The organism is Streptomyces sp. NPDC057280 (assembly GCF_042668605.1).
Taxonomy (GTDB): domain Bacteria; phylum Actinomycetota; class Actinomycetes; order Streptomycetales; family Streptomycetaceae; genus Streptomyces.
Map to the genome: position 1 here is coordinate 1,207,199 of NZ_JBHUYR010000002.1, position 26,082 is coordinate 1,233,280.

22 protein-coding genes are annotated in these 26,082 nt (G+C 69.2%); 16 read left to right on the forward strand and 6 right to left on the reverse strand.

Features of this window, described 5'->3' with window-relative positions:
• Positions 1-41: 41 nt before the first annotated feature.
• Complete coding sequence (locus ACFUO4_RS15995; RefSeq protein WP_079308726.1) at positions 42-716, reverse strand: DUF3043 domain-containing protein; 675 nt, start codon at positions 714-716, stop codon at positions 42-44.
• 233 nt (positions 717-949) lie between these two features.
• Between ACFUO4_RS15995 and ACFUO4_RS16000 the strand changes: the two genes are divergently transcribed.
• The 6 genes from ACFUO4_RS16000 to ACFUO4_RS16025 all read left to right on the forward strand — a co-directional run bounded on the left by ACFUO4_RS16000 (position 950) and on the right by ACFUO4_RS16025 (position 9,831).
• Positions 950-1,717: a PspA/IM30 family protein gene (locus ACFUO4_RS16000; RefSeq protein WP_383485727.1), complete on the forward strand. Its 768-nt coding sequence runs from the start codon at positions 950-952 to the stop codon at positions 1,715-1,717.
• A gap of 32 nt (positions 1,718-1,749) precedes the next feature.
• Positions 1,750-2,028: a hypothetical protein gene (locus ACFUO4_RS16005; protein WP_079308724.1), complete on the forward strand. Its 279-nt coding sequence runs from the start codon at positions 1,750-1,752 to the stop codon at positions 2,026-2,028.
• Positions 2,029-2,192: 164 nt separating this feature from the next.
• Positions 2,193-3,413, forward strand: a complete 1,221-nt coding sequence (locus tag ACFUO4_RS16010; RefSeq protein ID WP_383484711.1) for a sensor histidine kinase — start codon at positions 2,193-2,195, stop codon at positions 3,411-3,413.
• A gap of 127 nt (positions 3,414-3,540) precedes the next feature.
• A complete protein-coding gene (locus ACFUO4_RS16015) occupies positions 3,541-4,224 on the forward strand; it encodes a response regulator transcription factor (protein ID WP_079308723.1) in 684 nt (227 codons plus the stop codon).
• A gap of 135 nt (positions 4,225-4,359) precedes the next feature.
• Positions 4,360-7,467, forward strand: coding sequence for an efflux RND transporter permease subunit (locus ACFUO4_RS16020; protein ID WP_383484714.1), 3,108 nt, complete (start codon positions 4,360-4,362; stop codon positions 7,465-7,467).
• Between the two features lie 99 nt (positions 7,468-7,566).
• Positions 7,567-9,831, forward strand: a complete 2,265-nt coding sequence (locus ACFUO4_RS16025) for a PQQ-binding-like beta-propeller repeat protein (protein WP_383484717.1) — start codon at positions 7,567-7,569, stop codon at positions 9,829-9,831.
• A gap of 10 nt (positions 9,832-9,841) precedes the next feature.
• Here ACFUO4_RS16025 and nadA read toward each other — a convergent pair whose 3' ends face one another.
• A complete protein-coding gene (gene nadA, locus ACFUO4_RS16030) occupies positions 9,842-11,026 on the reverse strand; it encodes a quinolinate synthase NadA (protein WP_079308739.1) in 1,185 nt (394 codons plus the stop codon).
• A 243-nt stretch (positions 11,027-11,269) separates the two neighbouring features.
• On the opposite strand from nadA, the gene ACFUO4_RS16035 reads away from it, so the two are divergent.
• Positions 11,270-11,626, forward strand: coding sequence for an iron-sulfur cluster assembly accessory protein (locus ACFUO4_RS16035; protein ID WP_030794551.1), 357 nt, complete (start codon positions 11,270-11,272; stop codon positions 11,624-11,626).
• An 88-nt stretch (positions 11,627-11,714) separates the two neighbouring features.
• Here the strand turns inward: ACFUO4_RS16035 and ACFUO4_RS16040 are convergent, their stop codons facing one another.
• Positions 11,715-13,532 (reverse strand): hypothetical protein, encoded by a 1,818-nt coding sequence (locus ACFUO4_RS16040; RefSeq protein ID WP_383484720.1) that lies wholly within the window; start codon positions 13,530-13,532, stop codon positions 11,715-11,717.
• A 154-nt stretch (positions 13,533-13,686) separates the two neighbouring features.
• Positions 13,687-13,896, reverse strand: a complete 210-nt coding sequence (locus ACFUO4_RS16045; RefSeq protein ID WP_126271448.1) for a hypothetical protein — start codon at positions 13,894-13,896, stop codon at positions 13,687-13,689.
• Between the two features lie 133 nt (positions 13,897-14,029).
• Here ACFUO4_RS16045 and ACFUO4_RS16050 point away from each other — a divergent pair, with 133 nt between their 5' ends.
• Entirely contained in the window at positions 14,030-15,004 is a 975-nt protein-coding gene (locus tag ACFUO4_RS16050) for a carbohydrate kinase family protein (protein ID WP_079308720.1), read from the forward strand.
• A 4-nt stretch (positions 15,005-15,008) separates the two neighbouring features.
• Here the strand turns inward: ACFUO4_RS16050 and ACFUO4_RS16055 are convergent, their stop codons facing one another.
• Positions 15,009-16,373 (reverse strand): cysteine desulfurase/sulfurtransferase TusA family protein, encoded by a 1,365-nt coding sequence (locus tag ACFUO4_RS16055; RefSeq protein ID WP_383484725.1) that lies wholly within the window; start codon positions 16,371-16,373, stop codon positions 15,009-15,011.
• Between the two features lie 245 nt (positions 16,374-16,618).
• Here ACFUO4_RS16055 and coxB point away from each other — a divergent pair, with 245 nt between their 5' ends.
• From coxB to ACFUO4_RS16075, 4 genes are all read left to right on the forward strand, one after another.
• Positions 16,619-17,578: a cytochrome c oxidase subunit II gene (coxB, locus tag ACFUO4_RS16060; protein WP_079308718.1), complete on the forward strand. Its 960-nt coding sequence runs from the start codon at positions 16,619-16,621 to the stop codon at positions 17,576-17,578.
• On the forward strand, positions 17,575-19,311 hold the full coding sequence (gene ctaD, locus ACFUO4_RS16065) for a cytochrome c oxidase subunit I (RefSeq protein ID WP_079308717.1): 1,737 nt from the start codon (positions 17,575-17,577) through the stop codon (positions 19,309-19,311). Before coxB ends, ctaD begins: the two co-directional genes overlap by 4 nt.
• Positions 19,308-19,706 carry a cytochrome c oxidase subunit 4 gene (locus tag ACFUO4_RS16070; RefSeq protein ID WP_079308716.1) on the forward strand — a complete coding sequence of 133 codons (399 nt, stop codon included), beginning with the start codon at positions 19,308-19,310 and terminating at the stop codon, positions 19,704-19,706. Before ctaD ends, ACFUO4_RS16070 begins: the two co-directional genes overlap by 4 nt.
• Before the next feature lie 165 nt (positions 19,707-19,871).
• A complete protein-coding gene (locus ACFUO4_RS16075) occupies positions 19,872-21,134 on the forward strand; it encodes an Ig-like domain-containing protein (RefSeq protein ID WP_079308738.1) in 1,263 nt (420 codons plus the stop codon).
• 57 nt (positions 21,135-21,191) lie between these two features.
• Here ACFUO4_RS16075 and ACFUO4_RS16080 read toward each other — a convergent pair whose 3' ends face one another.
• A complete protein-coding gene (locus tag ACFUO4_RS16080; RefSeq protein WP_059197597.1) occupies positions 21,192-21,593 on the reverse strand; it encodes a hypothetical protein in 402 nt (133 codons plus the stop codon).
• A gap of 178 nt (positions 21,594-21,771) precedes the next feature.
• On the opposite strand from ACFUO4_RS16080, the gene ACFUO4_RS16085 reads away from it, so the two are divergent.
• The 4 genes from ACFUO4_RS16085 to ACFUO4_RS16100 all read left to right on the forward strand — a co-directional run bounded on the left by ACFUO4_RS16085 (position 21,772) and on the right by ACFUO4_RS16100 (position 25,973).
• On the forward strand, positions 21,772-22,392 hold the full coding sequence (locus ACFUO4_RS16085) for a heme-copper oxidase subunit III (RefSeq protein ID WP_079308715.1): 621 nt from the start codon (positions 21,772-21,774) through the stop codon (positions 22,390-22,392).
• Between the two features lie 82 nt (positions 22,393-22,474).
• The gene (locus ACFUO4_RS16090) at positions 22,475-23,284 is read left to right on the forward strand and encodes a c-type cytochrome (RefSeq protein ID WP_079308714.1); all 810 of its coding nucleotides are present in this window, start codon (positions 22,475-22,477) and stop codon (positions 23,282-23,284) included.
• Positions 23,281-24,336 carry a ubiquinol-cytochrome c reductase iron-sulfur subunit gene (locus ACFUO4_RS16095; protein ID WP_079308713.1) on the forward strand — a complete coding sequence of 352 codons (1,056 nt, stop codon included), beginning with the start codon at positions 23,281-23,283 and terminating at the stop codon, positions 24,334-24,336. The genes ACFUO4_RS16090 and ACFUO4_RS16095 overlap by 4 nt, the downstream gene beginning before the upstream one ends.
• Positions 24,333-25,973 (forward strand): cytochrome bc complex cytochrome b subunit, encoded by a 1,641-nt coding sequence (locus ACFUO4_RS16100; protein ID WP_079308712.1) that lies wholly within the window; start codon positions 24,333-24,335, stop codon positions 25,971-25,973. Before ACFUO4_RS16095 ends, ACFUO4_RS16100 begins: the two co-directional genes overlap by 4 nt.
• Positions 25,974-26,082: the final 109 nt, after the last annotated feature.

The following is a 26,082-nucleotide window of genomic DNA, read 5'->3' on the forward strand; positions in this document are numbered from 1 at the left end:
GTTCAGCCAGGCCTCCGCGCCCCCGGTGAACGGCGTTGTGCTCAGGGCCGCTCTCCGCGCTTGACCTGCGGCTTGGGCAGCCGGAGCCGGCGCATCTGGAGGGAGCGCATGAGGGCGTAGGCCACCGCGCCCTTCCGGTTGTGGTCCGGGAAGCGCTCGGCGAGCCGCTTCTTCAGGCGGAAGGCGGTGAGGATCGAGTCGAGCACGATCAGCACGATCACGACGAGCCACAGCAGCAGCGCGATGCTCTGCAGCGCGCCCACCTGCACCATGCTCAGCACGAGGATGATCACGGCCATGGGCAGGAAGAACTCCGCCACGTTGAACCGCGAGTCGATGGTGTCGCGCGCGAACTTGCGGACCGGGCCCTTGTCACGGGCGGGCAGATACCGCTCGTCACCGCCGGCCAGCGCCTGGCGCTGCTTCTCCATCGCGGCACGACGCTCGTCGCGCTGCCGCTTGGCGGCGTCCTTGCGCGTCATCGACGTGTTGGCGACGCTGCGGCGCTGGGACTGGGCCTCACTCCGCTTGGGAGTGGGCCGACCCTTGGGGGCCTGCGGATCGCGGGGCTGCTTGGAGTCGGTCACCGGGGCCTGGGCGGCGGTGGCCTTCTCTTCCTTGGTGGCACGGCTTCGGAACACAAAACCCAAGGGTACGGGGTGCCCGGGGTTGGACCCCAGCCCGGTGGGGAACGATCCGGCAACACCAGTCGTCATGCAGGGGGACAGAGGGGACGTCCGGTGGCCGACCGCTCACCCTGAAGGTCACCTACTCCTCACGCCGGAGCAAGGCCTGAGGCAGTCGTCCTTGGGGATGAGCGCATCCGTCCCCGAACAGTGCGTCAATGGATGCAGGGCCCGTACTGTGGGTTCTGTCGCAGAGCTGGAGCTGGAAGTCCGTCAGAAGGGGGCGCGCGAAGCCCATGAGCGGTGTCATGAAGCGTATGGGGATGATCTTCCGCGCGAAGGCGAACAAGGCCCTTGACCGGGCCGAGGACCCGCGCGAAACCCTCGATTACTCGTACCAGAAGCAGCTGGAGCTGCTCCAGAAGGTCCGCCGCGGGGTGGCCGACGTGGCCACGTCCCGCAAGCGCCTGGAACTCCAGCTCAACCAGCTGCAGTCGCAGTCCTCCAAGCTGGAGGACCAGGGCCGCAAGGCGCTCGCGCTCGGCCGTGAGGACCTCGCCCGCGAGGCGCTGTCCCGCCGGGCCGCCCTCCAGCAGCAGGTCACGGACCTGGAGACCCAGCACGCGACGCTGCAGGGCGAGGAGGAGAAGCTCACCCTGGCGGCCCAGCGGCTCCAGGCCAAGGTCGACGCCTTCCGTACGAAGAAGGAGACCATCAAGGCCACGTACACCGCGGCCCAGGCCCAGACCCGCATCGGCGAGGCCTTCTCCGGCATCTCCGAGGAGATGGGCGACGTCGGCATGGCCATCCAGCGTGCCGAGGACAAGACCGCCCAGCTGCAGGCCCGCGCGGGCGCGATCGACGAACTCCTCGCCTCCGGCGCCCTCGACGACCAGTCCGGCATGCACAAGGACGACATCCAGGCCGAGCTGGACCGGCTCTCCGGTGGTACGGATGTAGAGCTGGAACTGCAGCGCATGAAGGCCGAGCTGGCCGGAGGCTCCTCCTCCCAGCAGGCCATCGAGGGTGGCCCGAGCCAGTCGCAGTCCCAGCAGCAGCCGCAGGACACCCCGCGCTTCGACAAGCAGTGACGGACGGCGGGGCCCACGCCTAGGAGGGCGACATGATCGTACGGATCATGGGGGAGGGGCAGGTGAGGCTGGCCGACGGCCACCTCACCGAGCTGAACAAGCTGGACGACGAGCTGTTGGCCGAGATGGAGAACGGCGACGGCCCCGGCTTCCGCCGCACCTTCGACGCCCTCCTGGCCAAGGTCAGGGAGCTCGGCGAGCCGGTGCCGGACGACTCCCTGGAACCCTCGGACCTGATCCTCCCGTCGCCGGACGCGACGCTGGACGAGGTCCGGGAGATGCTCAGCGACGACGGGCTGATCCCGGGTTAGAGGGCCACTTTTCAGCCGACAGTAAACGGGTGGCGGGTGGGCACAGGCCGGGGGTCTGGGGGCGGAGCCCCCGGTGCGGGCACGACCGACGCCGGGCAAGGCGACAGCAAACCTACAGGTGGCCCCCGTTCCGCCCCCGGCACGGCACCCGTACCTTGGCAGACGTGAGCACCGTCGACCGCATCCGGCACCAGCTGAAGGCGCACCCCATGGCGCTGGACGCCCTCCTCGCGATCGGCGTCCTCGCCTGCATGGTGGCCGGCTCCTTCGTGGACCCGCACGGCCCCGACGGAGTCACCTGGGGCATCCGCACCCCGGACCCGCTCAGTCTCGTCCTCATCGGCCTCAGCGCCGCCGCGCTCGTCTTCCGCCGCCGCGCCCCCATCACGGTCCTCGCCCTCACCGGCACCTTCTCGATCGTCGAGTGCGTCACCGGCGACCCCCGCGCCCCCGTCGCCATGTCCGCGGTGATCGCCCTCTACACCGTCGCCTCCACCACCGACCGCCCCACCACCTGGCGGGTCGGCCTGCTCACGATGACCGTCCTCACCGCCGCCGCCATGCTCGGCGGCCCGCTGCCCTGGTACGCCCAGGAGAACCTCGGCATCTTCGCCTGGACCGGCATCGGCGCCACCGCGGGCGACGCGGTCCGCAGCCGCCGCGCCTTCGTGCAGGCCATCCAGGACCGCGCCGAGAAGGCGGAACGCACCCGCGAGGAGGAGGCCCGCCGCCGGGTCGCCGAGGAGCGGCTGCGGATCGCCCGCGATCTGCACGACGTCGTCGCCCACCACATCGCCCTGGTCAACGTCCAGGCGGGCGTCGCCGCGCACGTCATGGACAAGCGGCCCGACCAGGCCAAGGAGGCGCTGTCCCATGTGCGCGAGGCCAGCCGCTCCGCGCTCAACGAACTCCGCGCCACCGTCGGCCTGCTCCGGCAGTCCGGCGACCCCGAGGCCCCGACCGAGCCCGCTCCCGGCCTCGACCGCCTCGACGAACTCGTCGGCACCTTCCGCAGCGCCGGGCTGCATGTCGAGGTCGCCCGCGCCGACGCCGGCACCGTCCTGCCCGCCGCCGTGGACCTGGCCGCCTACCGGGTCATCCAGGAAGCCCTCACCAACGTCCAGAAGCACGCGGGCGGCGAGGCCAAGGCCGAGGTCAGCGTCGTCCGCGTGGGACCGAACATCGAGATCACCGTCCTCGACAACGGCGCCGGCGACGGCGACGACCCGGCGGACGGCGGCGGGCACGGGCTGCTCGGCATGCGCGAGCGCGTCACCGCCCTGCGCGGCACCCTCACCACCGGTCCCCGTTACGGCGGCGGCTTCCGGGTCCATGCGATCCTGCCCGTCAAGACCCGCGGCCGCGACGCCGCCGACCCCGTATGACCGACCCGCGGAACTCAGGCACACCCCGCGGCAGTTGTCGTAGCACCGAGCTTTCCGCCGCGACCGGGACCCCCGCCGCGATCCGGCGTCTCGCCGCAACCGAACCCCCTGCCGCAGAGGACCCCGTATGACCATCCGCGTCCTGCTCGCCGACGACCAGGCCCTGCTGCGCAGCGCCTTCCGGGTGCTCGTCGACTCCGAGCCCGACATGGAGGTCGTGGGGGAGGCCTCCGACGGGGCGGAGGCGGTGCGGCTGGCCAAGGAGGAGCGGGCCGACGTCGTGCTGATGGACATCCGGATGCCCGGCACCGACGGCCTCGCCGCCACCCGCATGATCAGCGAGGACCCGTCCCTCGCCCAGGTCCGTGTCGTCATCCTGACGACGTTCGAAGTCGACGACTACGTGGTGCAGTCGCTGCGGGCCGGCGCCTCCGGCTTCCTCGGCAAGGGCAGCGAGCCCGAGGAACTGCTCAGCGCGATCCGGATCGCGGCCGGCGGCGAGGCGCTGCTGTCCCCGGCCGCCACCAAGGGCCTCATCGCCCGCTTCCTCGCCCAGGGCGACGGCGCCGACGAGAGTGCCGACCCCGCCCGCACCGCCCGCCTGGAGGCACTGACCGTGCGGGAGCGCGAGGTGCTCGTCCAGGTCGCCGGCGGGCATTCCAACGACGAGATCGCCGAGCGGCTGGAGGTCAGCCCGCTGACCGTGAAGACGCACGTCAACCGGGCCATGGCGAAACTGGGCGCGCGGGACCGGGCGCAGCTGGTGGTGATCGCCTACGAATCGGGGCTGGTACGTCCGAGGGTGGAGTGAACTCCACCCCGGCGTACTGCGGCCGGAGTATGCGCCGGATAAGGAAATGGACCTGGGGGCTACGAAACACCCGTCCCACAGGACACAGGGTGTAGGGGCCACTTCTGCCGCTCACAGAATTGAGATCCCTGACCCATGTCCTGGCTGTCGAAGTTCAGCCTCGCCCAGCGTGCCCTGATAGGCCTGATGTCGATCATCGCGCTCGCCTTCGGCGCGATCGCGATCCCCCAGCTCAAGCAGCAGCTGCTGCCCTCCATCGAGCTGCCCATGGTGTCCGTGCTGGCCCCTTACCAGGGCGCTTCCCCGGACGTCGTCGAGAAGCAGGTCGTCGAGCCCATCGAGGACAGCCTCGAAGCCGTCGACGGCATCGAGGGCGTCACCTCGACGGCCAGTGAGGGCAACGTCGTGATCATGGCGTCCTTCGACTACGGCCCCGACACCAAGCAGCTCGTCGCCGACGTCCAGCAGGCCGTCAACCGGGCCCGCGTCCAGCTCCCGGACTCCGTGGACCCGCAGGTCATCGCCGGTTCCACGGACGACATGCCGACCGTCGTCCTCGCCGTCACCTCCGGCAAGGACCAGCAGGCCCTCGCCGACCAGCTCGACAAGACGGTCGTGCCGGAGCTGAAGTCGATCGACGGCGTCGGCCAGGTCACCGTCGACGGCGTCCGCGACCTCCAGGTCACCGTCACCCCGGACGACGCCAAGCTCGCGAAGGCCGGTCTCACCTCGGCCGCCCTCGCCCAGGCCCTCCAGGCGGGCGGCGCGACCGTCCCGGCCGGTTCCTTCGACGAGGACGGCGCGAACCGCACCGTCCAGGTCGGCGGCGGCTTCACCTCGGTCGCGCAGATCCAGGACCTGATGGTCACCGGTACGCCCGGAAGCAAGCCCGTGCGCCTCGGTGAGGTGGCCGCCGTCAAGCAGGAGGAGGCCGCCGCCGACTCGATCACCCGCACCGACGGCAAGCCCAGCCTCGCCGTCATGGTCACCATGGACAAGGACGGCAGCGCGGTCTCCATCTCCGACGCCGTCGAGGACAAGCTGCCCGCCCTGCGCAAGGACCTCGGAAGCGGCTCCGAGATCACCGTCGTCTCCGACCAGGGACCGGCGGTCGCCAAGGCCATCGAGGGCCTGACCACCGAGGGCGCGCTCGGCCTGCTCTTCGCGGTGCTCGTCATCCTGGTCTTCCTGGCGTCCGTCCGCTCCACCCTCGTCACGGCGGTGTCCATCCCGCTGTCGGTGGTGCTGGCGCTGATCGTCCTGTGGACGCGCGACCTGTCCCTGAACATGCTCACGCTGGGCGCGCTGACCATCGCCATCGGCCGGGTCGTCGACGACTCGATCGTGGTCCTGGAGAACATCAAGCGCCATCTCGGCTACGGCGAGGAACGCCAGGACGCCATCCTCAAGGCGGTCCGCGAGGTCGCCGGCGCGGTCACCTCCTCCACCCTCACCACGGTCGCCGTGTTCCTGCCGATCGGCCTGGTCGGCGGCATGGTGGGCGAGCTGTTCGGCTCCTTCAGCCTGACGGTGACGGCCGCGCTGCTCGCGTCCCTCGTGGTCTCGCTGACGGTCGTCCCCGTCCTGTCGTACTGGTTCCTGCGCGCCCCGAAGAACACCCCCGAGGACGCGGAGGAGGCCCGCCGCCTCGCCGAGGAGAAGGAGGCGAGGAGCAGGCTCCAGCGGCTCTACGTCCCCGTCCTGCGGTTCGCGACCCGGCGCCGCCTGACCAGCGTGCTGATCGCGGTCGTCATCCTCATCGGCACGTTCGGCATGTCCGGGCTGCTGAAGACGAACTTCTTCGACCAGGGCGAGCAGGAGGTCCTCACCGTCAAGCAGGAGCTGAAGCCCGGCACCAGCCTGGCCGCGACCGACGAGCAGGCGAAGAAGGTCGAGAAGCTGCTCGCCGACACCGAGGGCGTCAAGGACTACCAGGTCACCATCGGCTCGTCCGGCTTCATGGCCGCCTTCGGCGGCGGCACCGACACCAACCAGGCCTCCTACTCGGTGATGCTGGACGACTCGGCCTCCTCCGACGACGTCCAGGACAGCATCGAGGCCGGACTGAAGAAGCTCGACGGCATCGGTACGACGACCATCGCGGCCGGCGACGGCTTCGGCAGCCAGGACCTGAGCGTCGTCGTGAAGGCGGCCGACGCGAACGTCCTGCGCGAGGCGTCCGAGGAAGTGCGCAAGACCGTGGCCGGGTTGGACGACGTCACCGACGTCACCAGCAACCTCGCCGAGAGCGTCCCGCGCATCTCGGTGAAGGCCAACTCCAAGGCGGCCGCGGCCGGTTTCAACGACCAGACGCTCGGCCAGGCCGTCGCCCAGGCGGTCAAGGGCACCACCGCCGCCAAGGCGATCCTCGACGACACCGAGCGCGATGTCGTCATCCGGTCGGCGAAGCCCGCGCGGACGCTGGACGAGCTGCGGAACCTGAAGCTGGGCCCGGTGAAGCTGGGTGACATCGCCACGGTGAAGCTGGTGGACGGCCCGGTGTCGATGACCCGGATCGACGGTCAGCGCGCGGCGACCATCACCGCCAAGCCGACCGGCGACAACACGGGCGCGGTGAGCCAGGACCTCACGTCCAAGCTCGACGCGCTGAAGCTCCCGGCGGGCGCCACGGCCGAGATCGGCGGTGTCACCTCCGACCAGGACAGCGCGTTCAAGAACCTGGGCCTGGCGATGCTCGCGGCGATCGCGATCGTCTTCATGCTGCTGGTGGCGACGTTCCGGTCACTGGTCCAGCCGCTGATCCTCCTCGTCTCCATCCCGTTCGCGGCGACGGGCGCGATCGGCCTGCTGATCCTCACCGGTACCCCGATGGGCGTCCCCGCGATGATCGGCATGCTGATGCTCATCGGCATCGTGGTGACGAACGCGATCGTGCTGATCGACCTCATCAACCAGTACCGCAGGCAGGGCTATGCCACGGTCGACGCCGTCATCGAGGGCGGCCGCCACCGGCTCCGCCCGATCCTGATGACGGCCCTGGCGACGATCTTCGCCCTGCTCCCGATGGCCCTCGGGGTCACCGGCGAGGGCGGCTTCATCGCCCAGCCGCTGGCCGTCGTCGTGATCGGCGGTCTGATCACCTCGACCCTGCTGACCCTGCTCCTGGTCCCGACGCTCTACACGATGCTGGAGCTCCGCAAGGAGCGCCGCGCGAAGAAGCGGGCCCTGAAGCGGGAGAAGAAGGCGGAGGCACCGGCCCAGCCGGAACCCGCGGGAGTGTGAGCGTCCCGTAGGAGGGCGGCCGGGCGACCGGCCGCCCTCGCTGTTCCCGTGCGTATTCTGTGGCCTCGAACTGCCGTGCGCAGGAAGGGGTATGCGGTCGTGCCACTGCACAAGGACGACCCGAAGTCGGTCGGCGGGTACAAGCTGGTCGACCGGCTCGGCTCCGGCGGCATGGGCGTCGTCTACTGGGGCAGATCGCGCTCGGGCCGGGACGTCGCCGTCAAGGTGGTGCACGCCCAGTACGCGGAGGACAAGGTCTTCCGCGCCCGCTTCCGCCAGGAGATCGAGGCCGTCCGCAAGGTCAGCGGCGCCTTCACCGCACCCGTGGTGGACGCCGACCCGGAGGCGGTACGGCCCTGGATGGCGACCCAGTACGTCCCGGGCAGCTCCCTCGCCGAACGCATCCGCGACCACGGCGCCCTCAAGGGACCCCAACTGCGGCGGCTGGCCCTGGGGTTGGTGGAGGCGCTCCAGGACATCCACCGCGCCGGAGTGGTCCACCGCGACCTCAAGCCCGCCAACGTCCTGATGGCCGAGGACGGCCCCCGCGTCATCGACTTCGGTATCTCCCGCGCCGCCGAGAACCACCAGACCCTCACCGAGACCGGCCAGATGATCGGCACCCCGCCGTTCATGTCCCCGGAGCAGTTCACCGACGCCCGGACGGTCGGCCCCGCCTCGGACGTCTTCTCACTCGCCGCGCTCCTCGTCTTCTCGGCCACCGGCCGCGGCCCCTTCGACGCCGACAGCCCGTACCTGACCGCGTTCCGGGTCGTCCACGAGCCACCCGGACTGGACGGCGTCCCCGAGCAGTTGCGCGCGGTCCTGGAGCGCTGCCTGGTCAAGAACCCCGCCGAACGGCCCCCACTGGACGTCCTGGCCAAGGAGTTCGCCGAGGCCCTGCCCGAGCCGGACCTCCTGGACCCGGACACCACGACCCTGAGCCTGGGCGATCTGCGCACCGTCGAGGAGACGTACGGCGGGACCGGCTCGGCCGCCGCGACGACGAGCGGGCGTCGCCGGCGCAGGCTCCGCCCCCTGCTGGTGGCGGCCGGCGCGGTCGGCGCACTGGTCCTGGGGGCGCTCGGGTACGCGCAGTTCGGGGCCGCGGACCACGCGCCGGCGGAGAGCGACGACCCGGGTTCCCGGTGGGCGGCGCCGCCCGACGGCTGGCAGCCCTGGCGGACCACGGTGACCGAGCCGGCGCGCTGGGGCGAGATCCAGCCGCTCGGCACGGCGGGCGGTGCGGTCGGCGACGCCTCCTGCCTGCGCAGCGACGACGCCGTCTACTGCGCCGGCGCCCAAGTGCTCCCCGAGCGTCTGGACGCGCGCACCGGCAAGACACTCTGGCGCGCCTCCCTGGCCTCGACGGGCACCACGAAGACCGGCACCACGAAGACCGGCAGCACGAAGGAGACCTACGACGCCTCGATCCTCGGTGTGCACGACGGCGCGGTGCTGATCCGGCAGTCCGTGGCCGGCGTGGACTCCTCACGGGCCACGGTCCATGTCATCGCCCTCGACGTGCAGCGCGGCGACGAGCTGTGGCGGCGCGAGGTGAACGACCAGAACGCCCAGCTGATCATGGATCGCGGGATCGTCCTGACCGTCGACCCCGGCGGCAGGATCGTCACGGCCCGCGACCCGCGCACCGGCCTGGACCGCTGGACCAGCGAGCTGCCGTCCGGCAGCAACTGCGCGTTCCTGACGGTCGGCACCGCCCTGTACGAGCACTGCTTCCCGCAACGGGGCGGCACCGACGCGCAGCTCCTGCGCCTGGACCGGTCCGACGGCTCGGTGGTCAAGCGCATCGAGACGCCGTACGACAGCGGTGTGGCCGGCACGGTGGAGGGCCTGCTGGCGGTGCTGCCCGCGAACCGCAGCGGCCCGGACGCTCTGGAGGACGCGACCTTCAGCGAGGTCCTGCTGATCGAACCGGACACCGGCAAGCGCACCACGATCAAGCTGACGAAGACCTACACGGGCTCCACGGCCCTGGCGGGCGGCACTCTGTGGATCACCGAGGTCGACGGCCGGGTGTCCGCCGTGAACCCGCTGACCGGCAGACCGTCGTGGCAGACGAGCACCATCGTGGAGAACTCGGGCCCGCCCACGTACGACCCCGAGACCCGGACCGTCTTCGTGGCCAGCCCCAGCGGCCGGGTGGCCGCGCTCGACGCCCGCACCGGCGAGAACCTGTGGGAGACGGGCCCCCACGCCCAGAAGATCTCCGACAGCGGCACGACCAAGGCCCAGGTGCTGCTGTACGGCGGCGCGCTGGTCGCCGTCACCCCGGACGGCACGGTCTTCGGCCTCGACCCCTCAGACCCCTCAGACCCCGAGGAGGACTCCTCCTCGGGGTGATCACCGGGGGTTACGGCAGCGCCAGCATCCGCTCCAGCGCGAGCTTCGCGAACGTCTCGGTCTCCTTGTCGACCTCGATGCGGTTGACGAGCTTGCCCTCGGCGAGCGACTCCAGGGTCCACACCAGGTGGGGCAGGTCGATGCGGTTCATGGTCGAGCAGAAGCAGACCGTCTTGTCGAGGAAGACGATCTCCTTGCCCTCGGGCGCGAACCGGTTGGCGAGCCGGCGTACGAGGTTCAGCTCGGTGCCGATGGCCCACTTGGAACCGGCCGGGGCCGCCTCCAGCGCCTTGATGATGTACTCGGTCGAACCGACGTAGTCCGCCGCCGCCACGACCTCGTGCTTGCACTCGGGGTGGACCAGGACGTTGACACCCGGGATGCGCTCGCGCACGTCGTTGACGGAGTCGAGCGAGAACCGGCCGTGCACCGAGCAGTGGCCGCGCCACAGGATCATCTTCGCGTCCCGCAGCTGCTCGGCGGTCAGGCCGCCGTTCGGCTTGTGCGGGTTGTAGACGACACAGTCCTCCAGGGACATGCCCAGGTCCCGGACGGCGGTGTTGCGGCCGAGGTGCTGGTCGGGCAGGAAGAGCACCTTGTCGCCCTGCTCGAAGGCCCAGTCCAGCGCCCGCTTGGCGTTCGACGAGGTGCAGATCAGACCGCCGTGCTTGCCGGTGAACGCCTTGATGTCGGCCGAGGAGTTCATGTACGACACCGGCACGACCTGCTCGGCTATGCCCGCCTCGGTCAGCACGTCCCAGCACTCGGCGACCTGCTCGGCGGTGGCCATGTCGGCCATCGAGCACCCGGCCGCGAGGTCGGGCAGCACGACCTTCTGGTCGTCGCTCGTCAGGATGTCCGCCGACTCCGCCATGAAGTGCACACCGCAGAACACGATGTACTCGGCCTCCGGGCGCGCGGCCGCGTCCCGGGCCAGCTTGAAGGAGTCGCCCGTGACGTCGGCGAACTGGATGACCTCGTCGCGCTGGTAGTGGTGGCCGAGGACGAAGACCTTGTCCCCGAGCTTCTCCTTGGCCGCGCGGGCACGCTCCACCAGGTCCGGGTCGGACGGCGAGGGCAGGTCGCCGGGGCACTCCACACCCCGCTCGCTCTTCGGGTCGGCCTCACGGCCGAGGAGCAGCAGGGCGAGGGGCGTCGGCTGTACGTCGAGCTCCTGGGTCTGGGCGGTGGTCACGACACGCACCCTTTCTACTTTTCGTCGTTCTGACGTTATCTATCATAACCCGGTTCACGTCACTTTGACGATGGTCATTGCGTCGATGTGACATGAATCCCGACGCGGCATTTTCCGCCGCCTGTCAGGTGTGCGAGCATGAAGAGGACGCCGGAAAAACGGCGCCCGGCCCGGAATGAATCCGCGGCCTTGCCGGTTGCACCAGTCGGCAAGCAGTCTCCGTACAACCCGGGAGAGATGTAGATGTCCGTATCGGACGAGACCAGCACCGTCACCGACGGCATCATCCTGTCCGACGCCGCCGCGGCGAAGGTCAAGGCCCTGCTCGACCAGGAAGGCCGTGACGACCTGGCCCTGCGTGTCGCCGTCCAGCCCGGTGGCTGCTCCGGCCTGCGCTACCAGCTCTTCTTCGACGAGCGCTCGCTCGACGGTGACGTCGTCAAGGACTTCGACGGCGTGAAGGTCGTCACCGACCGCATGAGCGCCCCGTACCTGGGCGGCGCGTCCATCGACTTCGTCGACACCATCGAGAAGCAGGGCTTCACGATCGACAACCCGAACGCGACGGGCTCCTGCGCCTGCGGCGACTCCTTCAGCTAAGCCCCACGGCTGAAGAACCGAACAACGCGAAGGCGGCGGCCCCCTCCGACAGGGCCGCCGCCTTCAGCTGTTCTCCGGGACTTCGGATCTACCGTGCCCCGGACGTCCCCGGGAGCCGGGCCCCCGCCTTCTCCAGCGGGATCTGCTCGCCGCCCGAGCCGACGACCTTCCGGTCACCCAGCGGCGCGTCCAGCCGCACGCTCTGGTGGTACACCTTGGCGATCATGATGCAGACCTTGTCGGGCCAGGGTGTCTCGGTCACCGTGACGGTCACCTGGTCCGGGCCCTCGACCGCGGCCGCCTTGTAGTCGGCGCAGACACCCCCCTTGAAGCTCACCGTGAGTTCGTTGCCGTCGGCCGTGTAGCCGTCCACCTGCACGTCCTTCGTGGCCGGCGCCGCGGTCGGCTCGTCGGAACCCGGTCCGGTCGGGCGCGGGCTCGGTGGAGCGGTCGGCTCACCGCTCGGCTCCGCGGACGGTGTCGCCGCGGCGATGTACTTCGGGTCGACCGCCGGATACGTCACCGTGAACGCGTCCTGCGCCCCCGCCGCCTTCACCTCGAACAGCCAGGACGGCACCAGCGTCTGCCGAGCGTCCACATACTGCGCGGCGAGACCGAACACGGCCTTCTCGACGGTGATGGTGTCCTGCTTCGGCGTACCGGGCGTGCCGGACGAGGCCCCGCAGGGCGCCTCGAGCCGGTCCTTCAGCGGTACGGGACTGGCGCAGCCGCCGATCCCCATCCGATGGTCGGCCGCGGGCCGCGCGTTCATCAGCTCCAGCGCCTTCTCCGCACCCACGACGGGGTACGTGTCCCCCTTCACCGGCGCCTTCAGCTGCCCGCTGCCGCCGACCACCTCGCCCTGCACGTTGACCACGACGCCGGTCGTCCAGCCGTGCGTCGGCAGCCCGCCCACCACCGGATCGGCGTTCACCACCCGCTGGGCGCCCATGACCTGGCTCGCGTCGATCTTCGCGTCGTCCTGCCCGACCGCCTTCAGGACCGGTGCCGCCGCCTTCTCGGCGACGTCCTCGCTCACCGGGTCGTCGGCCGGGGCGGCGGGGTCGCTCGCGCACACCGTCTCGCTCTTGCAGTCGTCGGTGCCGGGCGCGTACCGGTGGAAGGTCCAGGTTCCCGGCGCGAACTGGTTGACCTGGAGACTCGGCCCGGCGGCGTCCTGCCCGCCGACCTTCCAGGCCTTCCCCTCCAGGACCGGCGTCCCGCTCACCCCGAGCGCCTCGGCCAGCCGGGCCACCTCGTCCTTGGTGACCTCGCCGGTCGCCCGGTACACGGGCGCGGAGTCGGGGCCGTCGGGGAGCGTGCCGGCGGCCTCGTAGGTCACGCCGTACGGGTTCGGCTCACCGGGTGCGATACCGCCGGTGCCGCCGCCGTCGGTGTAGCCGTCCAGATGCAGCGGCGGGGGAGTGTCGTCGCCGGGCGCCCCGGACGTCGTGCCACCGTCGCCCGAGCCGCTCGCGGCGCCGGTGGCGAGATACGCCCCGCCCCCGCCGACGAGCAGCACGGCGGCGGCGACGGAGGCGATGAGCACGGGGGAGCGGCGCCGGGTGGGGTGCTCGGTGTCGTCCCGATCCGCCGTGGCCGCGACGACCGGCTCATGAGGATCGCCGGCGGCCTCCTCGGCATCCGACTCCGTCGACTCCGTGGCCTCGGCAGCGGCCTCCGCGACTTCGCCGGCCTCCTCGGCGACCGACTCGGAGCCCTCGCCGGTCTCACCCGTGACCGCCTCAGAACCCTCGCCGGTCTCCTCCGTGACCGCCTCAGAACCCTCGCCAGTCTCCTCGGCGACCGCTTCAGAGGTCTCGCCGGCCTCCTCGGCAGCCTCATCGGCGCCCGTGTCCCTGTCGACGACCTCGGCGTCGTCGTTGTCGGGTCGCTCGGTGTTCACCGCATTCGCTCCTTCGGCCGCGCAGCTGTCCCTGTGACCCTGACCCGGCCCTGTCAAAACGGTGAGCCGGTGGGGTCGTATCCCGCATCCCCTTTACGGGGGACAGCGATGGGACGCAGCGGGGGAGCGCGCGGTTCCCTTCAGAGCGCCGGGCTCAGTCTCCGTAGTCCGACATCGCGTCCAGCAGCCGGGCGGACTTCGTCGGCACCTTCACCCCGTGGATGAGGGAGGGGGAGACCGGGAGGGAGGCGACCCGGTCGGGGGCGGCCCAGTGCGGGACCATCCGGGCGCAGTCACCGCGCAGCGACGCCAGGTCGCCGTCGAGGTCGGCCGGAGCGGGGGCGGGGGCCTTGAGGTTCGTCATAACGGCACCGTATGCACGCCGACGCCTGCGAAGAAAGATCTACTATCGGGTAGTTTTGGCGGCTTCAGAGCCCCGCGCGGACCGGGTAGCGTGAACTGTCAATCCAGTTTCTCCCCACAGGAGAGTCCACGCCGTGCGCATCGCAGTCACCGGCTCCATCGCCACCGACCACCTCATGACCTTCCCCGGCCGCTTCGCCGACCAGTTGGTCGCGGACCAGTTGCACACGGTCTCGCTCTCCTTCCTGGTCGACAACCTCGACGTCCGCCGCGGCGGCGTCGGCGCGAACATCGCGTTCGGCATGGGGCAGCTGGGCACCGAGCCGATCCTGGTCGGCGCCGCAGGCTTCGACTTCGACGAGTACCGGGCGTGGCTGGACCGCCACGGCGTCGACACCGCCTCGGTCCGTATCTCCGAGACCCTGCACACCGCCCGGTTCGTCTGCACCACCGACGCCGACCACAACCAGATCGGCTCCTTCTACACCGGTGCGATGAGCGAGGCCCGCCTCATCGAGCTCAAGACCGTCGGCGACCGCGTCGGCGGCCTCGACCTGGTCCTCATCGGCGCCGACGACCCGGAGGCGATGCTCCGCCACACGGAGGAGTGCCGCTCCCGTGCCATCCCCTTCGCCGCCGACTTCTCCCAGCAGATCGCCCGCATGAACGGCGACGAGATCCGGGTCCTGCTGGAGGGTGCCACGTACCTCTTCTCCAACGAGTACGAGAAGGGCCTCATCGAGTCCAAGACCGGCTGGAGCGACGAGGAGATCCTCGCCAAGGTCGGCCACCGGGTGACCACCCTCGGCGCGCGGGGCGTCCGGATCGAGAAGGCCGGCGAGGAGCCGGTCGTCGTCGGCTGCCCGGAGGAGGACCGCAAGGCCGACCCGACCGGCGTCGGTGACGCCTTCCGTGCCGGGTTCCTGTCGGGCCTGGTCTGGGGTGTCTCGCTGGAGCGGGCGGCCCAGGTGGGCTGCATGCTGGCGACCCTCGTCATCGAGACCGTAGGCACCCAGGAGTACCAGCTGCGCCGCGGCCACTTCATGGAGCGCTTCACCAAGGCGTACGGCGACGAGGCCGCGGCCGAGGTCCAGAAGCACCTGGCGTAAGGCCTTAGGAGGTCCGGCGGACGAGGTAGGCAGTTCCCTGGTCCGCCGGCTCCTCACCCACGTACTCCTGCTCCCGCATCTCGCACCACGCCGGGATGTCGAGACGGGCCGCCTCGTCGTCCGACAGCACCCGCACGAGCCCGCCCACCGGCACCTCGCCGATGACCTTGGCCAGTTCGATGACCGGGATCGGGCAGCGCTTGCCGAGGGCGTCGACGAGCAGCTCGTCCTCGTGCACCACCGCGGTCGGCGTGGGCGCGCCCAGCTTCTCCCGTACGCCGTTCACCACCCCCGGCAGCACGGCGAGAAACCGCTCCACGTCCTCGGCCGCGGTCCCCGCCGGCAACGAGACCCGCACATTCCCCTCACTCAGCACCCCCATCGCCTTCAGCACATGGCTGGGCGTCAGCGTGCTGCTCGTACAGGACGAACCGGAGGAAACGGAGAACCCCTCCCGGTCCAGCTCGTGCAGCAAGGTCTCCCCGTCGACATAGAGACAGGAGAAGGTGACGATCCCCGGCAGCCGCCGCTCCGGATCGCCGACCACCTCCACATCCGCGACGAGCTGAGGCACCCGCGCCCGGATCCGCTCCGTCAGCTCCCGCAGCCGTACCGCCTCTTGAGCCGCGTCGGCCCGCACGGCCCGCAGCGAGGCCGCCGCCGCGACGATCGCGGGAAGGTTCTCGAAGCCGTAGCCCCTCTCGTCCACCGGCCCCTGAGCGGCGAACCGCACCCCCTTCCGGACGACCAGCAGCCCGACTCCGGCGGGCCCACCCCATTTGTGCGCACTGCCCGCGAGAAGCGACCAGGGCCCCTCGACCGCCCCCCAGGCCAACGACTGCGCCGCGTCCACCAGCAAGGGCACCCCGGCCGCCCGACACAGCTCGGCCACCTCGGCCACGGGCTGCTCGGTCCCCACCTCATGGTTGGCGGACTGGAGACAGGCGAGCGCGGTGTCCGGACGGAGCGCGTCGGCGTAGCCGGAGGGAGCGACCCGCCCCCCGCGGTCGACCGTCACCTGGGTGACCGAACCGCCCTCTTTCTCGTGCAGTTCGGCCGAATGGAGCACGGAGGAATGTTCAACGGCTGACACGATCAGGTGACGTCCCACGCGCCGCCGCCCGGCCAAGGCGCCCGCGATGCCGCTGTGTACGGCATGAGTCCCTGAAGGGGTGAAGCGCAGTTCGTCCGTCCGGCACCCGACAGCCTCGGCAGCGGCCTCCCGGGCGGCATCGAGCAACATCCGGGCCCTACGCCCTTCCCGGTACAACCGCGAAGGGTCAGCCCACCCCTCGTCCAGGGAGGCCAACAGCGCCTGACGGGCTACGGAATGGAGCGGAACACTGGATGCCGCGTCGAAATAAGACACACGGCAACGCTAACCCCCCAGGGGCGCGGGGAACTGCGCGATCAGCCCAAACCAACCCGCAGCCGCCAATCCAGCGAACCACCCCGCCCACTAGGCACCCCTCCCCGCGAACCCCCAGAACGCGTCGGCTAGGGTTTGGTCCGCATAAACATCCAAACCCCTGCCCGACGCAGGGCGGCGACCGACCACCGAGTAAGGCAGGCCGCAGCCAACACGCGCGGGCGAGACTCTCGGGAAGGCGCTACGTGAGTCCCAACGGCTCCGACCGCTCGCCGCGGCGCCCGATGCGGCGGAAGCTGCTGCAGGCAATGACCGCGGGCCTGGTCCTGGCGACCGCCACCGGTTGCACATACAAGGACTTCCCCCGCCTTGGTATGCCCACCCCGACCACGGAAGAGGCTCCGCGGATCCTCTCCCTGTGGCAGGGCTCCTGGGCTGCCGCGCTGGCCACCGGCGTGCTGGTGTGGGGCCTGATCCTGTGGAGTGCTTTCTTCCACCGGCGCAGCCGCACGAAGGTCGAAGTTCCTCCGCAGACCCGGTACAACATGCCCATCGAGGCGCTGTACACCGTGGTCCCGCTCATCATCGTCTCGGTGCTGTTCTACTTCACGGCCCGCGACGAGTCGAAGCTCCTCAGCCTCGACAAGAAGCCCGACGTCACTGTGAACGTGGTCGGCTTCCAGTGGAGCTGGGGCTTCAACTACATCGAGAACGTCGACGGTTCCACCGGCGACGCGAAGACCGACAAGAACCTGGACGCCATTCCGGACCGGTTCAAGAAGGACTTCCCGGCGAACGCCGGCGGTGTCTACGACGTCGGTACGCCCGGCACGCGGAACCCGCAGACCAACAACCCGGGTCCCACGCTGTGGCTGCCCAAGGGCAAGACGGTCCGCTTCGTGCTCACCTCGCGTGACGTCATCCACTCCTTCTGGGTGGTGCCGTTCCTCATGAAGCAGGACGTCATCCCGGGCCACACCAACTCCTTCCAGGTGACCCCCAACAAGGAGGGCACCTTCCTGGGCAAGTGCGCCGAGCTCTGCGGCGTCGACCACTCCCGGATGCTGTTCAACGTGAAGGTCGTCTCCCCCGAGCGCTACGAGCAGCACCTCAAGGACCTCGCCAAGAAGGGGCAGACCGGTTACGTTCCCGCGGGCATCGAGCAGACCGCCCACGAGAAGAACCGGGAGACGAACAACCTGTGAGCATCCTCAACGAACCCCAGGGTGCCGCGGCAGCTGAGGGACACTACTCAGACGAGCTGCCGGTCCGGCGCAAGCAGCCCGGCAACGTCGTGATCAAGTGGCTCACCACCACTGACCACAAGACGATCGGGACGCTGTACCTCGTCACGTCGTTCGCGTTCTTCTGCATCGGTGGCGTGATGGCGCTGCTCATGCGCGCCGAGCTCGCCCGGCCTGGTCTGCAGATCATGTCGAACGAGCAGTTCAACCAGGCGTTCACGATGCACGGCACGATCATGCTGCTGATGTTCGCGACGCCGCTGTTCGCCGGCTTCGCGAACTGGATCATGCCGCTCCAGATCGGCGCCCCCGACGTCGCCTTCCCCCGCCTGAACATGTTCGCCTACTGGCTGTACCTGTTCGGCTCGCTCATCGCGGTCGGCGGCTTCCTCACCCCGCAGGGCGCGGCCGACTTCGGCTGGTTCGCCTACAGCCCGCTCTCCGACGCCGTCCGCAGCCCGGGCGTCGGCGCCGACATGTGGATCATGGGTCTGGCCTTCTCCGGCTTCGGCACCATCCTCGGCTCGGTCAACTTCATCACCACCATCATCTGCATGCGCGCGCCGGGCATGACCATGTTCCGCATGCCGATCTTCGTGTGGAACGTGCTGCTGACCGCCGTCCTGGTCCTGCTCGCCTTCCCGGTCCTCGCGGCCGCGCTGTTCGCCCTGGAGGCGGACCGCAAGTTCGGCGCCCACGTCTTCGACGCCGCCAACGGCGGGGCCCTGCTGTGGCAACACCTCTTCTGGTTCTTCGGCCATCCAGAGGTGTACATCATCGCGCTGCCGTTCTTCGGCATCATCTCCGAGGTCATCCCGGTCTTCTCCCGCAAGCCGATGTTCGGCTACATGGGTCTGATCGGCGCCACGATCGCGATCGCCGGCCTGTCGGTGACGGTGTGGGCCCACCACATGTACGTCACCGGCGGTGTGCTGCTGCCGTTCTTCTCCTTCATGACGTTCCTCATCGCCGTTCCGACCGGCGTGAAGTTCTTCAACTGGATCGGCACGATGTGGAAGGGCTCGCTGTCCTTCGAGACACCGATGCTCTGGGCCACCGGCTTCCTCATCACCTTCACCTTCGGTGGTCTGACCGGTGTCATCCTGGCCTCGCCGCCGATGGACTTCCACGTGTCCGACTCGTACTTCGTGGTGGCGCACTTCCACTACGTCGTCTTCGGCACCGTCGTCTTCGCGATGTTCTCCGGCTTCCACTTCTGGTGGCCGAAGATGACCGGCAAGATGCTCGACGAGCGCCTCGGCAAGATCACGTTCTGGACGCTGTTCATCGGCTTCCACGGCACGTTCCTCGTCCAGCACTGGCTGGGCGCGGAGGGCATGCCGCGGCGTTACGCCGACTACCTGGCGGCCGACGGCTTCACGGCCCTGAACACGATCTCGACGATCAGCTCGTTCGTGCTCGGCGCGTCGATCCTGCCGTTCCTCTACAACGTGTGGAAGACGGCCAAGTACGGCAAGCCGGTCGGCGTCGACGACCCGTGGGGCTACGGCCGTTCGCTCGAGTGGGCGACGTCCTGCCCGCCGCCGCGGCACAACTTCCTCACCCTGCCCCGTATCCGCAGCGAATCCCCGGCGTTCGACCTGCACCACCCGGAGATCGCCGCTCTCGACCAGCTCGAGAACGCGCCTCACGGTGAGAAGGCGCTCGCTGGTGGCAAGGAGGCCGGCAAGTGAAGATCCAGGGCAAGATGTTCATGTGGCTGAGCGTCTTCGTCCTCGCCATGGCGGTCGTCTATGGCGTGTGGTCGAAGGAGCCGGCCGGTACCACGGCCCTCTTCCTGGCCTTCGGCCTGTGCATCATGGTCGGCTTCTACCTGGGCTTCACGGCCCGGCGGGTCGACGCGGGCGCGCAGGACAACAAGGAGGCGGACGTCGCGGACGACGCCGGCGAGGTCGGGTTCTTCAGCCCGCACAGCTGGCAGCCGCTGTCCCTGGCGATCGGTGGCGCGCTCGCCTTCCTGTCGATCGCGATCGGCTGGTGGCTGATGTACTTCTCCGCGCCGCTGATCCTGGTCGGCCTGTGGGGCTGGGTCTTCGAGTACTACCGCGGTGAGAACCGCACCCAGTAGCACGGCCTGAGCTCAACGAGAGCCCGGACACTCCGTCAGGAGCGTCCGGGCTCCCGCTTTTGCAGCAGCCTTGCAGCAGCCCCGATGGCCGGATGCAGCAGTATCCGTCCCTCGTACGAGTTACTCGCCGCGCCGCTGCTGACGAACGTTCCTAGCGTGAAGTACATGAGCCACACTCCGCGCACGCGCACCGTTCTCTCCTGCACCTTGCTGGTGCTCGCCGTCACCGCGGGCGCCACCGCCTGCAGCAGCGACGGCAACCCGCTGTCGGCGGCGCCGTACGACGCGGCGGACCAGATCTCCTTCAACGGCCCCTCCGGCGACGGCAAGAAGGCCGACCCGGACAAGCCCCTGGAGGTCACCGCCGAGGACGACGACGGGCGCATCACCGACGTCACGGCCATGGACGCCACGGGACGCCATGTGGCGGGCGAACTGTCCGCCGACGGCACCCGGTGGCACAGCACCACCCCGCTGGCCGCCAGCGCCCACTACACGGTCCGGGTGAGCACCGAGGACGAGGACGGGGCGCCCGGCCGCCGGGTCCTCGCCTTCGACACCGGCAAGCCCACCACCAAGAAGCGCCTGAAGGTCACCTTCGGCCCCAAGGCGGGCAAGTACGGCGTTGGCCAGCCCATCACGGCCAAGCTGAACAAGCCCGTCAAGGACAAGGCACAGCGGGCCGTCGTCGAGCGCGCCCTCAAGGTCGACTCGATGCCCGCCACAGAGGGCGCCTGGTACTGGGTGGACGACAAGGAACTCCACTACCGCCCCAAGGAGTACTGGCCCGCCCACGCCACGATCCAGGTCCGCAGCAACCTGGACGGAGTGAAGATCAGCGACCGCTTGTGGGGCGGTCGGACGAAGCCCCTCAGGCTGACCACCGGGGACCGCATCATCGCGGTGACGGACGCCTCGTCACACAGCATGACGGTCTACAAGAACGGCGAGGTGATCAAGGAGCTCCCGGTCACCACCGGCAAGCCCGGCTTCGACACCCGCAACGGCGTCAAGGTCGTCCTCGGCAAGGAGTACTTCGTACGGATGCGCGGCACCAGCATCGGCATCGCCGAGGGCTCGTCCGAGTCGTACGACCTGCCGGTCTACTACGCGACCCGGGTCACCTGGAGCGGCGAGTACGTGCACGCCGCCCCCTGGTCGGTCGGCTCCCAGGGCTACGAGAACGTCAGCCACGGCTGCACCGGCATGAGCACCGGCAACGCCGAGTGGTTCTTCGACACCGTCCACGAGGGAGACGTGGTGAAGGTCGTCAACTCGAACGGCGACACCATGGAGACCTTCGGCAACGGCTTCGGCGACTGGAACCTCAAGTGGAACAAGTGGCGCAAGGGCAGCGCCCTGACCGCCGGCACCCCTGAGGCCCCCAGCGCCGAGCAGCGGGCCCGACTGCGGCCGGAGAGCGTCTAGAGGCCGCTTCTCAGGCTTCCCCTGAGGCTCCTGGACCATCCCGCCGCCCAGGCCCCTTCAGGCGCTCAGGGCCCGCTTCTGGCGCAGCAGGGAGGCCAGTGCCGAGGCGAACTCCACCGGGTCCACCGGGTGCGTCACAGCGCTCTCGGCGCGGCTCCAGGTGGCCAGCCAGGCGTCCTGCGGGCGGCCGATCAGCAGCAGCACCGGCGGGGAGTTGAAGACCTCGTCCTTGATCTGGCGGCACAGCCCCATGCCGCCCATCGGTACGGCCTCGCCGTCCAGCACACAGACGTCGATCCCGCCCCGGTCCAGCTCCTTGAGCACCGCCGCAGGCGTGGCGCACTCCACGAACTCGACCACCGGGACGTCCGGAGCCGGCCGCCGGCCGGTCGCGAGCCGTACCTGCTCGCGGGTGTTGGCGTCGTCGCTGTAGACCAGCACCGTGGCGGTCGCCTGCATGCTTCCTCCGTGACATCAGCGTCGTACGGACAGAACAGTTGCCGCGGATGCTACTCCCTTGAACAGCGCGTCAACACCCGCTGGAACATGCCTGCGATGGGCCATCCGGGCAGTACACACGGTGCGAACACTCCGAACGGCACCCCCCGGAGTGAGGGCGGGATAAGCGACCGACATAATGTCGGTCGTGGCGACAGCAACGACAGTAGAAACCGGGCACGCGCACCCGTCGGTCAATCGGCCGAACCTCACCAGCGTCGGAACCATCATCTGGCTGAGTTCCGAGCTGATGTTCTTCGCGGCCCTCTTCGCGATGTACTTCACCCTGCGATCGGTGACGGGTCCTGATCACTGGAAGGAAATGGCCGAGAGCCTGAACTTCCCGTTCTCGGCCACCAACACCACGATCCTGGTGCTCTCCTCCCTCACCTGCCAGCTCGGCGTGTTCGCCGCCGAGCGCGGTGACGTGAAGAAGCTCCGGGGCTGGTTCATCGTCACCTTCATCATGGGTGCGATCTTCATCGGCGGTCAGGTCTTCGAGTACACCGAGCTGGTCAAGAAGGACGGGCTCTCGCTCTCCTCCGACCCGTACGGCTCGGTCTTCTACCTGACCACCGGCTTCCACGGCCTGCACGTGACGGGCGGTCTCATCGCCTTCCTGCTGGTCCTCGGCCGCACCTACGCGGCGAAGAGGTTCACTCACGAGCAGGCGACGGCCGCCATCGTCGTGTCCTACTACTGGCACTTCGTCGATGTCGTCTGGATCGGCCTCTTCGCCACGATCTACATGATCAAGTAGTCGGGGCCCGTTCCCGAGCGCTTCCACGAGAAGCGCACTTCCAGAAGCATCGACGCAGAAGATCCTGACACCGGGGTAATCCGTGAAAAAGCTCTCCGCACGACGACGCCATCCGCTGGCGGCGCTCGTCGTCCTACTCCTCGCGCTGGCGGCCACTGGGGGGCTGTACGCCGCGTTCGCGCCCGCGGACAAGGCGCAGGCCGATGAAACCGCCCAGTCCCTCACCATCGAGGAGGGCAAGAAGCTCTACGCCGTGGGCTGCGCCAGCTGCCACGGCACCGGTGCTCAGGGCACCACCGACGGGCCGAGCCTCGTGGGTGTCGGCTCCGCGGCCGTGGACTTCCAGGTCGGCACCGGCCGTATGCCGGCCCAGCAGCCGGGCGCCCAGGTCCCGCGCAAGAAGGTCATCTACACGCAGGCCGAGATCGACCAGCTCGCCGCGTACATCTCCTCGCTGGGCGCCGGTCCGGTCGTCCCGACGAAGAACCAGTACAGCCCGGAGGGCGCGGACATCGCCAAGGGTGGCGAGCTGTTCCGCACCAACTGCGCGCAGTGCCACAACTTCACCGGCAAGGGCGGTGCGCTGACGCACGGCAAGTTCGCGCCGAGCCTCGAGGGTGTCGACCCGAAGCACATCTACGAGGCCATGCAGACCGGCCCGCAGAACATGCCGTCGTTCCCCGACACCACGCTGTCGGAGCAGAACAAGAAGGACATCATCGCGTACCTCGACGCGGTCAACGGTGACGACACCGAGAGCCCCGGTGGCCTCGAGCTGGGCGGCCTCGGTCCGGTCAGCGAGGGTCTCTTCGCGTGGGTGTTCGGACTCGGTGGCCTGATCGCGATCGCCGTCTGGCTCGCCGCTCGGACCGCAAAGGCCAAGAAGTCATGAGTAGCCAAGACATTCCAGAAGAGAACCTGCCCGCAGAGCAGGACGCCCACGGCGCGGTAGGCGTCGCGGACGACAAGGACCCCTTCGCCGACCCCGGCCTGCCGCCGCACGAGCACCGGGTCCAGGACATCGACGAGCGGGCCGCCAAGCGGTCCGAGCGTGTGGTGGCCATGCTGTTCACGCTGTCGATGCTGGCCACGATCGGCTTCATCGCGGCGTACGTCGGCGTCCCGCACGACAAGGCGATCTACGTCTTCCCGATCGGGCACATCAACGCGCTGAACTTCTCGCTCGGCCTGACCCTCGGCGTCGCCCTCTTCTCGATCGGCGCGGGCGCGGTCCACTGGGCCCGCACCCTGATGTCCGACGTGGAGATGGTCGACGAGCGTCACCCGATCGAGGCGCCTCCCGAGGTCCGCGCGAAGGTCATGGAGGACTTCAAGCAGGGCACCAAGGAGTCCGTGATCGGCCGTCGCAAGCTGATCCGCAACACCATGCTCGGCGCGCTCACCCTGGTGCCGCTCGCCGGTGTCGTGCTGCTGCGCGACCTCGGCCCGCTGCCCGGCACCAAGCTGCGGCACACCATGTGGCGCAAGGGCCTCCAGCTCGTCAACATGAACACGAACGAGCCGCTGCGTCCCGAGGACGTCGCGGTCGGTTCGCTCACCTTCGCCAAGCCCGAGGGCCTGGAGGAGCACGACGAGGAGTTCCAGACCGAGATCGCCAAGGCCGCCCTGATGATCGTCCGGATCCAGCCGGACAACATCAAGGACAAGCGCGAGCTCGAGTGGTCGCACGACGGCATCGTGGCGTACTCGAAGATCTGCACCCACGTCGGTTGCCCGATCTCCCTGTACGAGCAGCAGACGCACCACGTGCTGTGCCCGTGCCACCAGTCCACCTTCGACCTCTCCGACGGTGCCCGGGTGATCTTCGGCCCCGCTGGTCACGCCCTGCCGCAGCTGCGCATCGGTGTGAACGAGGAGGGTTACCTCGAGGCGCTCGGCGACTTCGAGGAGCCCGTCGGTCCTGCTTTCTGGGAGCGCGGATGAGCACCAACGAGAACAACGAGTCCTCCCGCCCCCGCGGGAAGGCCCCGGCCGGCGAGAAGCTCGCCGACTGGGCTGACGGCCGGCTCGGGATCTACTCCCTGGCCAAGGCCAACCTGCGCAAGATCTTCCCCGACCACTGGTCGTTCATGCTGGGTGAGATCTGCCTCTACAGCTTCATCATCATCATCCTCACGGGTGTGTACCTGACGCTGTTCTTCCACCCGTCGATGAACGAGGTGGAGTACCACGGCAGCTACGTCCCGCTGCAGGGACAGCTGATGTCCGAGGCGTTCAACTCGACCATGCACATCTCCTTCGATGTGCGCGGTGGTCTGCTGATCCGGCAGATCCACCACTGGGCGGCGCTGATCTTCCTCGCCGGCATGTTCGTGCACATGATGCGCGTGTTCTTCACCGGTGCGTTCCGCAAGCCGCGTGAGGTCAACTGGCTGTTCGGCTTCCTGCTGTTCGTCCTGGGCATGTTCACCGGCTTCACCGGTTACTCGCTCCCGGACGACCTGCTCTCCGGCACCGGTGTCCGCTTCATGGAGGGCGCGATCCTGTCCGTGCCGATCGTCGGCACGTACCTGTCGTTCTTCCTGTTCGGCGGCGAGTTCCCGGGCGGCGACTTCGTGGCCCGCTTCTACTCGATCCACGTCCTGCTGCTGCCGGGCATCATGCTCGGCCTCGTGGTGGCCCACCTGATCCTGGTGTTCGTCCACAAGCACACGCAGTACGCGGGCCCCGGCAAGAACAACAACAACGTCGTCGGCATGCCGCTGTTCCCGGTGTACACCGCCAAGGCCGGAGGCTTCTTCTTCCTGGTCTTCGGTGTCATCGCGGCCATCGCGGCCATCGCCTCGATCAACCCGATCTGGTCCATGGGCCCGTACCGTCCGGACCAGGTGTCCACGGGCGCCCAGCCCGACTGGTACATGGGCTTCTCCGAGGGCCTGATCCGTGTCATGCCGGGCTGGGAGATCAACTTCTGGGGCCACACGCTCGTCCTGGGCGTGTTCATCCCGCTGGTGATCTTCCCGCTGGTCCTCGTCGCGATCGCGGTCTACCCGTTCATCGAGGCCTGGGTCACCGGCGACCGCCGCGAGCACCACATCCTGGACCGCCCGCGCAACGCCCCGACCCGCACGGCGTTCGGCGTCGCGTGGATCACCTGGTACATGGTGCTGCTCGTCGGTGGTGGAAACGACCTGTGGGCCACCCACTTCCACCTGTCGATCAACTCGATCACCTGGTTCGTCCGTGTGGCGTTCTTCGTCGCGCCGGTGCTCGCGTTCATCGTCACCAAGCGGATCTGCCTCGGCCTCCAGCGCCGCGACAAGGACAAGGTGCTGCACGGCCGCGAGTCCGGCATCATCAAGCGCCTGCCGCACGGTGAGTTCATCGAGGTGCACGAGCCGCTCAGCCAGGACGCGCTGCACACGCTCACCGCGCACGAGCAGTACAAGCCGGCCGAGATCGGCCCGACGGTCGACGAGAACGGCGTCGAGCGCAAGGTGAAGGGCTCCGAGAAGCTGCGCGCCAAGCTGAGCGAGGCGTACTTCGGCGAGGAGTCGCAGATCGCCAAGCCCACCGTCGAGGAGTACAAGGAGATCACGAGCGGCCACGGCCACCACTGATCGCTGCGCTCGCCACGCGCACTGAAGGGCCCCCGTCCGGTCTTCGGACGGGGGCCCTTCGCCGTGTCCTGAGCTGGATAGGGTGGGGGTCAAACATCTGTTGAAGCAG